Source organism: Microcoleus sp. AT8-A3, from assembly GCF_036705675.1.
GTDB lineage: Bacteria > Cyanobacteriota > Cyanobacteriia > Cyanobacteriales > Microcoleaceae > Microcoleus.
Map to the genome: position 1 here is coordinate 82,628 of NZ_JAUBVD010000020.1, position 12,280 is coordinate 94,907.

At 45.5% G+C, this 12,280-nt stretch carries 11 protein-coding genes; 2 read left to right on the forward strand and 9 right to left on the reverse strand.

Going from position 1 to position 12,280, the window contains the following annotated elements:
* Window positions 1-60: 60 nt before the first annotated feature.
* From QUB51_RS14260 to metK, 4 genes are all read right to left on the reverse strand, one after another.
* The gene (locus QUB51_RS14260) at window positions 61-366 is read right to left on the reverse strand and encodes a hypothetical protein (RefSeq protein ID WP_333054655.1); all 306 of its coding nucleotides are present in this window, start codon (window positions 364-366) and stop codon (window positions 61-63) included.
* A 239-nt stretch (window positions 367-605) separates the two neighbouring features.
* Window positions 606-2,522, reverse strand: a complete 1,917-nt coding sequence (locus QUB51_RS14265; protein WP_333232445.1) for a HEAT repeat domain-containing protein — start codon at window positions 2,520-2,522, stop codon at window positions 606-608.
* A gap of 459 nt (window positions 2,523-2,981) precedes the next feature.
* Window positions 2,982-4,157 carry a family 10 glycosylhydrolase gene (locus QUB51_RS14270; protein ID WP_333262207.1) on the reverse strand — a complete coding sequence of 392 codons (1,176 nt, stop codon included), beginning with the start codon at window positions 4,155-4,157 and terminating at the stop codon, window positions 2,982-2,984.
* Between the two features lie 204 nt (window positions 4,158-4,361).
* On the reverse strand, window positions 4,362-5,624 hold the full coding sequence (metK, locus tag QUB51_RS14275) for a methionine adenosyltransferase (protein WP_333054652.1): 1,263 nt from the start codon (window positions 5,622-5,624) through the stop codon (window positions 4,362-4,364).
* 313 nt (window positions 5,625-5,937) lie between these two features.
* Here metK and QUB51_RS14280 point away from each other — a divergent pair, with 313 nt between their 5' ends.
* Window positions 5,938-7,662 carry an AAA-like domain-containing protein gene (locus QUB51_RS14280; RefSeq protein WP_333262211.1) on the forward strand — a complete coding sequence of 575 codons (1,725 nt, stop codon included), beginning with the start codon at window positions 5,938-5,940 and terminating at the stop codon, window positions 7,660-7,662.
* Between the two features lie 92 nt (window positions 7,663-7,754).
* Here QUB51_RS14280 and QUB51_RS14285 read toward each other — a convergent pair whose 3' ends face one another.
* Together QUB51_RS14285 and QUB51_RS14290 are read right to left on the reverse strand one after the other, a co-directional pair.
* The gene (locus QUB51_RS14285; protein ID WP_333054648.1) at window positions 7,755-8,102 is read right to left on the reverse strand and encodes a rhodanese-like domain-containing protein; all 348 of its coding nucleotides are present in this window, start codon (window positions 8,100-8,102) and stop codon (window positions 7,755-7,757) included.
* A 102-nt stretch (window positions 8,103-8,204) separates the two neighbouring features.
* Complete coding sequence (locus QUB51_RS14290) at window positions 8,205-8,834, reverse strand: hypothetical protein (RefSeq protein WP_333054647.1); 630 nt, start codon at window positions 8,832-8,834, stop codon at window positions 8,205-8,207.
* Window positions 8,835-9,031: 197 nt separating this feature from the next.
* Here QUB51_RS14290 and rpsD point away from each other — a divergent pair, with 197 nt between their 5' ends.
* Complete coding sequence (rpsD, locus tag QUB51_RS14295) at window positions 9,032-9,640, forward strand: 30S ribosomal protein S4 (protein WP_172190738.1); 609 nt, start codon at window positions 9,032-9,034, stop codon at window positions 9,638-9,640.
* Between the two features lie 378 nt (window positions 9,641-10,018).
* Here rpsD and QUB51_RS14300 read toward each other — a convergent pair whose 3' ends face one another.
* Genes QUB51_RS14300 through QUB51_RS14310 form a run of 3 tightly spaced genes read right to left on the reverse strand, consistent with a single transcriptional unit; the run spans window position 10,019 to window position 12,273 of the window.
* Window positions 10,019-10,243, reverse strand: coding sequence for a hypothetical protein (locus QUB51_RS14300; protein ID WP_333145388.1), 225 nt, complete (start codon window positions 10,241-10,243; stop codon window positions 10,019-10,021).
* Window positions 10,244-10,277: 34 nt separating this feature from the next.
* Window positions 10,278-11,321 (reverse strand): CBS domain-containing protein, encoded by a 1,044-nt coding sequence (locus QUB51_RS14305; protein WP_333211761.1) that lies wholly within the window; start codon window positions 11,319-11,321, stop codon window positions 10,278-10,280.
* Between the two features lie 22 nt (window positions 11,322-11,343).
* Window positions 11,344-12,273 carry a CBS domain-containing protein gene (locus tag QUB51_RS14310; RefSeq protein WP_333211759.1) on the reverse strand — a complete coding sequence of 310 codons (930 nt, stop codon included), beginning with the start codon at window positions 12,271-12,273 and terminating at the stop codon, window positions 11,344-11,346.
* Between the last annotated feature and the right edge of the window lie 7 nt (window positions 12,274-12,280).

The window sequence follows — 12,280 nt, forward strand, 5'->3', positions numbered from 1 at the left end:
AGAAACTTAAATTCGGTTGATGTCTAAGAGATAATTAGGCTGTTGAGGACTGTTGCCAAATTACTTTTTCGACTCGTAAAAGTCTGCAGCAGGCAAAAAAAATAAAAACTTATCCCCGCAGTGAATTATCCCTGCGTGGAATGTTACAGGCAGAAAATTGTCTCTGACCTGTTTTGCCTGTGATTCGCCCAAAGCTGATATTGTCTGTTGACAATGCACCCGATTCCTTAGCTTTGGGCTTTGGCTGCCAGCAATGCGACGATTGCTTGACGGTTTTTGTTGAGCATCCGACAACTTCATAGCACAGAATGTCACAAATGCGGCAGCCGATCGAACTTTTGCACCCTGGCGATCGACTTTTGGCATCGTTGCCCCGCAAAGACAAGTCTGAGGCGAAGTCTCGTTAGTAGAGTATAACTTTAGGGCTCGCGAAAAGAAACCCGGTTTCTGCGAGTCAATCGATGGCGCGATTTTAGATTTTAGATTTTAGATTTTAGATTTGAAGCATTGACCCGACGGATAAATACGTTCGGCAAGTTTTATCGGATACAGGTTTTTTATTTCTGGATGGATGAATCCGGGGTTTGTATCCTGAATGGTTTCTGTCAATTTTTGGCCATTGCGAGTTCTGCAGTTGCGGTAGTCAATTCGATCGCCAGTGCTAGCTTACCGTCTCTACCCAAAGCTTCATCGGCCAAGTGTACCATCCAGCGATTCGGCTTGGCTTGGGGTCTGGCGGCGAGCACCAACGCCCAAGCTTCCCGTTCTTTGCCACGACCCAACAGCGCAGCACACACAGTCAAAGCTGTGGCCGTTGAACGGCTGATCCCACTTTGGCAGCACATCAGCAAACTGCCTCCCTGGGACGACATTTTGAGGGCGAAGTCAATAATTTTCAGTACATCGTTAAGGCTAGGCAAGATTTGATCGGGGTCATCAACGGGGGTGTCGAGGTCGTTAAACTCCAGGCACATTCGGTTCGGGATTTGATCGAAAGTTTTGGGTTCGGGGACGCCTGGACTGCCGATCGAGATCAAGTATTTAATCTCGCGTCGCGCTTGGCGCTCAACAATGTATTCGCTGGCTTCTGCTTGCGAAGCAATCAGGATTTTTGGCAGTTTTTCACCCGACAAATCCGGGGAAACAGAGGGATCAAAATCAACTGTTTCTGCCTCAGTGCTGACATCCGCCAAGTATTGGGCAGCCCGGGCACGAACGTCAGCAAATTCGCGATTTAAAGCTGTTTCCAGAGCAACAATAGCAGCCGTGGAGCCAATGTGACCGAGGGATTTAACAGCCTTTTGGCGCACTCCAGAATTTTCGTCCCCCAGCAGCCGCACCAAACCTGCCACAGCTTCCTCTGTCCCAATTTCCCCCAAAGCAGCAGCAACTCTCCACCGCACATAAGATTCGCTGTCGCCAATTGCGCTCGCCAGTCCCGCGACCACCATTTTTGGCAATTTCGCATCTCCCTCTGTATTGATGTTCCCAAGGGCAACCGCCGCCCTGCCGCGCACGAAAATATCTCGATCCCAGAGCGACCCGATTACGGCCACCATAGCCACCTCGCTGCTGATTTCTCCCAAGGCAGAAACTGCACTGCCCCGCACGTCTGAGTCGTCATGGTTGAGGGCTTGCACCAGTCCCGCCACAGCCGTTTCCGTGCCGATTTGTCCCAAGGCCTCGGCGGCCCTCAAAGAAACTGCATAGGAGTCGGGATCATCGTGAAGCAATTCTACTAAGCCGGGTACTGCTTCAGAATCGCCGATTTTCCCCAAAGCCGCCGCCGCCCTAGCGCGGACGATGTGATTTTCGTCTCTGAGGGCATTCAGCAGGCCGGGAACTACCTCAGAGACGCCGATTTTCCCGCAGTTGACTGCTGCCCGCCAGCGCACTTCGGAGTCTGGGTGTTTGAGGGCTTTCAGCAGCGCGGGGACGGCTATTTTCGGGTTAATTTTGCCCAAGGCCCAAACAGCCCAGGCGCGCACCCCGGAGTCTGGGTGTTTGATGGCTTTGAGCAGTGCTACGGCGGCTGGTTTCGAGTCAATTTCTCCTAAAGCCCAAGCGGCCCAAGCTTGGATTTGGGAATCTTTGGATGCGAGCGATCGGGCTAATTCAATTACTGCTGCTTCGGAGCCGATTTTCCCGATCGCCCGAATCCCCTCCAGGCGCACTGCACTTTCTTTGTGGTTCAATGCGGCCACCAGTATCGGGATTGCCATATCCGAACTTGTGAGGGCCAGCAGTTGAATTTTGAGTAGGGGCGAAGTGGGGATTTTGTCGATTAATTTTATGGTGGCTATTTGAAATTCTGGCTTTACCGTTCCTGCTAGCTTTGAGCCGAGTTTTAAATTTACTTTTAGAGCTAATTTTACTGCCCGCAACGCCAGACTTTGCTGTTCTACTTGCGGCAATATAGTCGCCAAGGTGTGCATCCCTTGTTTTTGTTTCAAATATTTTTGATGGAATTGAGCATCGCTGAGCTCGGGTAGCTGTTGGATGAGGCTTGCTGCTGAGGTCACTGATTTATCCTAATATTTTGGCGAGCGGTTGAGATTGCTCTTTTAAACTGTCTTTAAAAAATATGGCGTCTACAAAACGCTACTTCTAAAAAAAAGCTTGCACCCACTTCTAAAATATGTCTTATTCCACTATTTTTGCAACTCCCCAATTATTAATTATCGGGTTTGTTTGGGCGATCGGCTTGACAATGAGTTGCGCTTGCTGCTTGGCATCGCTGCGCTTTTAACTAGCCTAGCTCTGCTAAATCATTTTATACTCACATCTTGCACCATTGTCAGCAACAGGCAAGATGCCTGTTCCACAATAAAATTCACTTTTTGGGGAACAGGCATCTTGCTTGTTAATCAAAGCTTATTGAGAATGCTGCAACATCTTATTTTATACCAACTTGGTTTGAAATAGCGATCGGCGCGGTTGAGTGCAGCCAACCGGAAACAGCTTGATTCCCGGACAATCTCTCAACGAGCATAGGGCCCTTTTTTCAAAACCTTAGCCAAAGCGTTATCGTTATCTCGCAAACCTTCGTAAAAAAACATCACTTCTCCTTGAATCCCGCAAGAGCGGTTGTAAGCAATTACTTGCAACAACAGCTCGGGAGTTATGCTATATTTACTGCCTCGATTCGTCAACAAAATACCGGGCGACACGCACTTTACTTGCTGCCCGCTAAGCTGTCCCGAAATCATTTTATCGACCAATTGTTTGTAAGCATTAAAATCGCGGCGATAAAACTGCGGGTGAAGCAGATCCACCAAATTTTTGTCAACCCAAGCTTTAGAATCTTGCAAATATTCCACCAGTCCCCAGTCATAAGGGCTCGGCGACATCGATAGCAACAAATCAGGATTAATCGCTTTCACTTCTCGGTATAAACGAGCTACAAACTCAGTAATAATATTAGCACGCCACTGCAGCCAATGTTGCTCTTTACAATCCGATGGTGCTGCTTTACCGCACTCTTCTCGATAGCGTTTAACCGTTTTTTCGTCGTAACCACCTTCTACCGGAAACGCAATGCGATCGTCTCCTTGAACGCCGTTTACCGGATAATTCTTAGCAACTTCCAGCATCAACCCCAGCACAAAGTCTTGCACTTCCGGGTCAAGAGTATTCATCCAGTCAAAGTTATTTTTCTTAAGTAAATTGCCGCTGGCATCACGGGCAATCCACTCAGGTTTTTTCGCCAGCAAATGACCGCCATTGCGATTGTAAGAACTCACAAATCCGTATTCAAAACAAGGAATTACTTTTAAGCCAACTCTCTTTGCCTCAACACATATTTCTGCTAAGGGGTCGCGACCTTGATAGCGCGAGTCAATTTCCACCCCAAAGTTTTCTCGCATTATCTGAGAAGGATAAGCCGTATAACCCTGGTTCCAAATTATAGGAAAAACGGTATTAAATCCCGTATCGGCGAGAAAGTCCATTGCCTCAGCAATTCGCTCTTTTGATGTGAGAACTTTGCAGTCAGTGGTGGGTATCCAAACGCCGCGAATTCCACCATGATTGTTAGTCGCAAATGAACTTGGCAGCGTTGCTGGATTTGGTGCAGAAAATCCAGTCGTCGCCAACCGCTGTTGGAATGAAGAGACCAAACTGCGAATTGCAGATTGGAAAGGTGTGAAAAATCGCATTTATTTATTCTTTTTTTTTTGTAAGGTGCGGAGTACGCACGCTACGTTATTAATTTGTAGCACCCGATATTATTTATGGATAAGATGCGCCGAAGCACCGCCTATATTATTTTTGAATAAGGTGCGGAGTACGCACCCTATATTGATTGGTAGCACCCGATATTATTTATGGATAAGGTGCGCTGCGCGCACCCCAACATTGTACTATCCAGCGACAGCAGATAACTGCTGGCTCAAAGCTTCTTTCAAAAGTTCGGCCTTATCAGTTTGTTCCCAAGGCAAATCTAAGTCAGTGCGCCCGAAGTGACCGTAAGCCGCCACATCTTGATAGAAACGGCCGCCTCTTTCAGCAGGCAAATTCTGCAAGTTAAATGCCTGAATGATTCCCGCAGGACGCAGTTCAAAATGCTGCTTCACAACTTCTAAAAGGCGATCGTCATCAACTTTCCCAGTGCCAAAAGTTTCGATCATCATGCTAACAGGCCGCGCAACGCCGATCGCATAACTCAACTGCACTTCGCACTTTTGGGCCAAACCAGCCGCTACGATATTTTTAGCAACGTAGCGACAAGCATAAGCCGCGCTGCGGTCTACCTTGGTGGGGTCTTTCCCAGAAAAAGCGCCGCCGCCGTGGCGGGAATAGCCGCCGTAGGTATCCACAATAATTTTGCGGCCCGTCAAACCCGAATCTCCTTGAGGCCCGCCGACGACAAATTTGCCGGTGGGGTTGACAAGGAAGCGAGTTTCTGCATCCGGCTGCACGCTAATATCGGCAAACACAGGTTGGACGACTGCAGTCCAAAGGTCTTCTTTGATCTTGGCTTGAACTGCGGCCGTTTCTGTGATGTCGCCGATCGTTTCGGTGTGCTGGGTAGAAATTAAAATCGTATCTATGCCAACGGGTTTGCCGTCCTCATAGACTACTGTAACTTGGCTTTTGCCGTCGGGACGCAGGTAAGATAACTGACCGGTTTTGCGGACTGCTGCCAGTTGACGGCAAATCCGGTGGGCTAAACTAATCGGCAGAGGCATCAATTCCGGCGTTTCGTTGCAAGCAAAGCCGAACATCAAGCCTTGGTCGCCGGCTCCAATGGCGTCTAATTCCTCTTCACTCGATTGTTCCCGGCTTTCGTGGGCTGTATTCACCCCTTGAGCAATATCGGGAGACTGAGAATCAAGAGCTACCAACACTGAACAACTATTGGCAGAAAACCCGTTGTCAGCGTGGATGTAGCCAATATCGGCTATTTTTTTCCGGGCTAATTCTATGTAATTTACCTGAGCTTTAGTGGTAATTTCGCCCGTCAGCAGCATTAAGCCAGTGTTGACGACAACTTCTGCTGCGACGCGGCTTTTGGGGTCTTCGGTCAGTAAGGCATCTAAAATCGTATCGGAAATTTGATCGCAGATTTTATCGGGATGCCCTTCAGTGACCGATTCAGAGGTAAACAGGTAGCGGCGTGACAATGATTATTTCTCCTTAGATAGGGGCTCTTCCTGCGCGACCTCGACGACCAACGAGTTATTTTTCAGGTAAAGGCCAAGAAAGATCGCGTCTGGGCTACCGTCGAATTTTTGTCGGTCTGCAGAGCCGTGTTGAAGCAGGGTTTGAGATTGGGTAAAGTGACACTACTATAGCAAAGTGAGTTCCGGGAAGTCCCTAAAAACTTAGATTTTTTAGGATTGTCGATCGATCTTGGACACCGCTCGTCTCCCCCCTAACCTGACAAAGGTTGATGCACAGTAAGATACAGTCAGGGTATCGCCTTGCGGAACGACTATGGCAGGACTCCAAAAATTACCAAACTTGATCCAAACAGTTGCAGACCTAGAATTTCCCGGCGGCCCCATACCGCTTGACTCTCGATTTTATATCGATCGCTCAGGGGCCGAAGCCCTGGCCTGTGCAGAAATTAGCAAACCCGGTGGCCTTGTTCGCATTAAAGCTCCCAAAAAAATGGGCAAAAGTTCGCTGATGCTGCGGATAGTTCACGCGACAGTCGATCGTGGATACCGCACAGTAACTGTAGACTTTCAGCAAGCTGACGCAGCGGTTTTTGCTAGTTTAGATAAATTTTTACGCTGGCTTTGTGTCAATGTCGCTCGGCAACTCAAACTCGAACCAAATATTGATGAATTCTGGGATGAAGATATGGGCAGCAAGGTCAGCTGCACAATTTACTTTGAAAACTATTTGCTCGAACTAATTGACAGTCCTATTGTCTTGGTGATTAACGAAATAAATCGCATATTTGAACGGACTAACATTGCTCAAGATTTTCTTTCGATGATCCGTTTTTGGTATGAACAAGCTCGCGCTAGCACAATTTGGCAAAAACTCCGCATTGTTGTCATTCATTCGACCGAGATTTATATTGCTTTGAGGCTTAATCAATCTCCATTTAATGTAGGAATGCCGATTAAACTCTCAGAATTTACTGCTGAACAAGTTCAAGATTTGGCGTGCAGACACGGACTGAACTGGAGCAATAGCGCTCCGATCGAGCAATTAATGAACATGGTAGGCGGGCATCCTTATTTAGTGCATTTAGCGCTGTATCACCTGGCAATTTTGCAACAAAATCGCCTCTTTGTCGATCGGGATGAACCAGGGAATGAACTGGGGCTAGCCGAGTTGGCAGAATTGTTAACAGCAGCTCCTACTCACAGCGGAATTTATAGCGACTACTTGCAAAATCAGTCGATCGCCATTCAACAGCAGCCCGAACTCGCCTCCGCCTTCCAACAAGTTGTCGCTGCTAAAAATAGCATTCACCTTGAACCTTTGATGGCTTATCAGTTAGAGAGCATGGGACTGGTCAAATTAGAGGGAAATAACTGTAGTTTGTCTTGCGAATTATATCGCCTGTATTTTCAAGGGCAAAATTTGTGCGAGGACAAGTTATCGGTGGTTCGTTTTGAGGAGTTGCAGCAAGAAAATCTAAGGCTGCAAGCTTTGGTGAATGTGGACGAACTTACTCAAATTGGCAACAGACGGTATTTTGATAGTTGCTTGCGAACCGAATGGAAACACATGGCTCGCGAGGGGTCTCCGATATCTTTAATTTTGTGCGATCTCGATTATTTCAAAATATATAATGATACCTACGGACATCAAGCAGGAGATGATTGTTTGCGATTGGTAGCTCAGACAATTCGCCGATCGCTCCAGCGTCCTGCTGATGTAGCTGCTCGCTACGGGGGCGAGGAATTTGCTGTGATTTTACCGGAAACTGATGCGTCGGCGGCTCTGGTTGTTGCCGAACAAATTAGAGCAAAAGTGAAAGCTTTGAATATTCTTTTTAACCCGCAGAGTCTTGACGGTCTACCTAATTCTGTGGTAACGATTAGTTTGGGAATTGCCAGCGTTGTTCCCAGCGAGGAAAATGATGCGATAACCCTGCTACTGGCGGCTGATGAAGCTCTTTATGACTCGAAAAGGCAGGGGCGCGATCGGCTCACTATGAGTACGCTTTTCAATTTTCGATTTGCTGGTGTTAATTAGCTCATTCCGGGGAAATATTATTCGTTTCTACACATACAAAGTCCGCCCGCGCGGACTCTGAAGAAAAGGATAGTTAAGAACTGGATTTGATGTTAATAGCGGGGGACGGTTCGATCGACTACCATTGAATAAGCATCGATACCGCCAACGATATTTTTAACGTTGGTAAATCCTCGATCGGTCAACCACTGGCACATTTGAGCCGATCGCACTCCGTGATGGCACAGAACTAGGGTTTCTGTATCGCGATCGAGTCTAGCGTCAATTTCACCAGACCATTCGGCAAACTCGCTCAGCGGAAAAGCTACAAATCCCGGCAGCGCGGCGAGTTCAATTTCGTAAGGTTCCCGCACGTCTACAAGCTGCAATTTCTCAGCATTGGTTTCTGCTAATTGGCGAGCTAATTCTTCGACTGTAATTTGAGCAAAAATTTCTGACATTTGATTAGGAAAATGTAGGCATCAGTCAATCGATTTTAGATTTTAGATTTTAGATTTTAGATTGTTAACAGTCAACAGTCAACAGTCAACTGTTAACAGTGATTAATTGAGGGGCGAAGGCGTTGGAATTAGCTCCACAGGAGGGGTAGGTGCAGGGCGTCCGTCCAACTGGCTCACGCTGTCCCTGGGGTCAAGACAAGTGGCGATTAACCTGTCAGTGGGAAATTCGAGCCTGCCGCTCAAACCGACTACGCATTCAGAAAACTGTTGTGGCAATAAACTGCGGCGGCATCCATCGAGCACTACCAGGGGATCGGCAGGTTGAGTTCGACTTTTGCTGTTAATATTCACTACGCAAGTAGCCAATTCTTGGGGACGCCTCACCCGCCGACAGCTAGAGAGCGCTTCGACACCAGAAATCTTGGTTTTGCGGTTGATTTGGAGGGCGCATTTAGATATGTCGCGGGGGCGGAGGGCGTCAGCACAAGCGGCGGCGGCGGCCTCTGCTGCCACTCCGGCTTCGATTAGTTCCAAGGCGCAGACGCGATAGGGATTCCTAGAGCGAGGAATTCTAATAGTGATGGCTGAGGCTGGCGATATGGGCAGGGCTGTTGCCAACAAACCAAGTGCTGCTAGCTGCGTGCCGAGAGCTAATATCCAGCGCCCGGTAGGGTTTGAGCCGGTCGGTGCTGGCTTTGGGGAAGAAGTGCGGGAGAAATTGCGGTTGTGCATGGCAGATCGAGTAGTGAGTTTTTTTGGCTGATTTGGGCGATCGAGCGATCGGCTTTTCCTTCAGAATTTACCGCACATTATGGATCGCCCTCCGGTCGATCGTTTTTTTATCGATCTTTATTTGAATTTTGACCGTTACCAACATATAATATAGAGTCTGCATAAATATTGCATACAGATATTAGAGAGGAAAATAAATGTCTCGATATCGAGGCCCCCGATTGAGAATCGTCCGTCGCCTGAAAGAGTTGCCCGGTCTAACCCGCAAAACCCCCAGACGAGATTATCCGCCTGGACAGCACGGTCAAAACCGCAAAAAGCTCTCTGAGTATGCGGTTCGCTTGCAAGAAAAGCAAAAACTCCGTTTCAATTACGGTGTGACGGAACGCCAATTGCTCCGTTACGTCCGCAAAGCCCGCCGTGTCACGGGCTCCACAGGTCAAGTGTTACTGCAATTTTTGGAAATGCGCTTGGACAATACTGTGTTTCGGATGGGAATGGCTCCAACCATTCCGTCCGCTAGACAATTGGTAAATCACGGTCACATAACTGTCAATGACCGTGAAGTCAATATCGCCAGCTATCAGTGCAAGCCTGGTGATGTGGTTGCTGTGAAAAATAGAGAGCGCTCTCGCACAATGGTAGAAGCTAATCTCAAAGACCCAGGCTTGGCTCACTTGCCGAATCACTTGGAATTTGATAAGCAAAAACTGGTTGGCAAAGTTAATGGCGTTATCGAACGCGAGTGGATTGCTCTACAAATTAACGAACTGCTAGTGGTGGAATACTACTCACGGCAAGCTTAATTTATTAGTCATCAGTCGTTGGTCATTAGTCATCAGTTGGTTGCTAGCAGAATAATTAATAATTGGGTACGAACCCAGTTATTGATTAATTGCTACTGAATAATGAGGACTAAGGACTGAGGACTAAGAATTCATCATTTTTAACACTCCCACCCCCTAAAAAGGGATGGGATTTTTTGAAGGTTTCGCTTGTTAACTTCTTTTATATCGTTTCCGGTTGCATCGGAATGATTTAACCGCAGAGGGCGCAGAGAACGCAGAGGGAGAGAATACAGAGATGAATACAGGACGATGCTACCGGATTTGATATTAGTTGCCATTTGCTCAGACGACACCTGCCTGATGGCTTAAATGATTTCCCAGCCCCAAATTACTCCCTTAAAAAGTTTCTTCTCCTGTGGGTTCTTGGTGGACAAGACCTCGCTTTTGAAGGCGATAATTCGCTACAACCGGGTAAACAACACCGCGTATCCGATTTATGGCACCTACGGGACGATGAACTGCTAAGCCGTTCCAGGGAGAATATCTCAGGTTTTCGTTGAAATCAGATTGTTTTTCATAATCAATAATCTGATGCTTGACGGTGAGACGACCTACAATCATTTTTGGAGTTGGTTTGCGTCAATTATCTCGCAGTTTATTTGGGATTTTCAGGAGTTGGCGATCCTGGATTTATAAACATTAGGAAGCCTCGAAAAATATCAGTATAGCTGATTATTCCATCGAAGGTAAATTTACCACTATCAGAGTCTTTTGTGCAAACTACAAGAGCAGTAGGTCTATCCTTAGAATTATCGGGAACAAATGTTTCAATCACTTCAGAGGTACGATCTCCAGGACTTACGCTGTTTCTCTCATTCACCGGAAGCATAATATATTTTAACGGCAATTTTGAGTATTGAGTCAAAGTTATATCGTGTAAAAAAGTATTAACAATTACATCATCAACTATTCCTGTCACAAATCTACCATCTGCTGTTGTGATAGGAATATGAGTAAAGGAATTTTCCTTCAAAATTCTTCGGGCACGCAACAAATTGTCATCCTCAGTTAATACAGTAAGATCCTCTCTTTTCTTAAATAGGCTATTTTGACCTATAGTTTCCCTTAAGAACTGTGTATGACTTGTTGGATCGTTGATTTTACGCAATACATCGGTGTAGGATATTGTTCCTACGATAAGCTTATTATCTCCATATACACATAGAGTCCGATATCGTCGAGTAAAATTTTCTCCTTCGGGTTTTACAGGATTCATTAAATCCTTAAAAACATCTTTAACTTTACTATTTTTGAGAGAAAGAGTCTTGACAGGTATCGTCATAAGTTTTGCAAAATCCTCAATTTCATTAAGACATTTTGCACTAATTTCTTGATTGAATTTTCGCAGTTGTAATTTTTGTTGAGGTGTCAGAGGGAATTCTGGCGGATATAGTTCGTTGGGAGGAGTTAAAATTTTCACTAGGTCTGTCTTGCTAATGACAGTTTTTAACTCCCCTCTTGGTTCATCACTTTTAGGATCAATAGGCTCAATAATGGGAACGTGCCTGATTTTAAATTCATCCATCATAGCATCTAAATAGTCCACTGTGTCAGTTGGCTGTAACCACCATAATGGTCTATTCTGTTGGAGTGCAGGGAACTCCTGATCGATACGTGCTTCCATATTATCAATAGGCATAATTAAAGTCCTCCATTGTTGTTTAATTTTGACGGTAAACTTGTACGCGGAATTGTAAAATATCAATCGGCGTTACTACCATTTTTGGGTAACTTTTGCCTAGCAATTGTTCAACAATAACTACTTCCTTAACTCCCAAATTTAAGTAAGCATTAATACACTCTTGCAAGGTTTGACTTTTCTCAACCAAACATAATTTAGTTATAGGTTTCATTATTTCCGATAAAGATATACCCATTAAACTAAAATACATCGGATGAGTCAGTGTTGTCACCTGCTTTTTATCAACTATTCCTAGCAAATTGCCATCTCGATCGCAGATAGTTATATGCTCTATCGGCAAATATTTCATCGCAAATCGAGATTGAGCTAGGGTATCTGATGGTAGTAGAGTATATGGTTGTTCCATACCACTCGCTTCCGGTAACGCTAAAAAGCGTTCGGCTTTCAATTGACAAAATTTTTGATTAGATTTAATGTGACTTAAGATGCTTTCGGGAGAAGCTACGCCATAAACTGTTTCCTCCTCATTGATAATAGGTAAAACTCTGATTGCTGAAGTTGATTTATAGGATTCCACTAATTTATCGATCGCATAAATTAGCCTCTGATTTTTAGAAGTATAAGGCTTGATTTTTTCTAGTTTAAATACCTCGATTATCGGCTTTTTTAAACTATTAACCAATTCCTCATTTAATTGTTTGCGAAATTTATGGGTTTTAATTCTAAACTTAACAGGTACATCTAAAGCTGGCGGTGGTAGCGATCGTAAAATTGATAAGTCAGTTAGGATACCCGCAAATTTTTTATCCTCATCTACAATAACAATTTCACTCGCATTTTGCACAGTAATTAAAGCTAATGCTTCTGCTACTGTATCTGTATCTTTTAAGATACAAAAATCATTGGTTATGACCTTCGTATCTTCTATACTTCCATCGCTATTTTCCATGATTTTT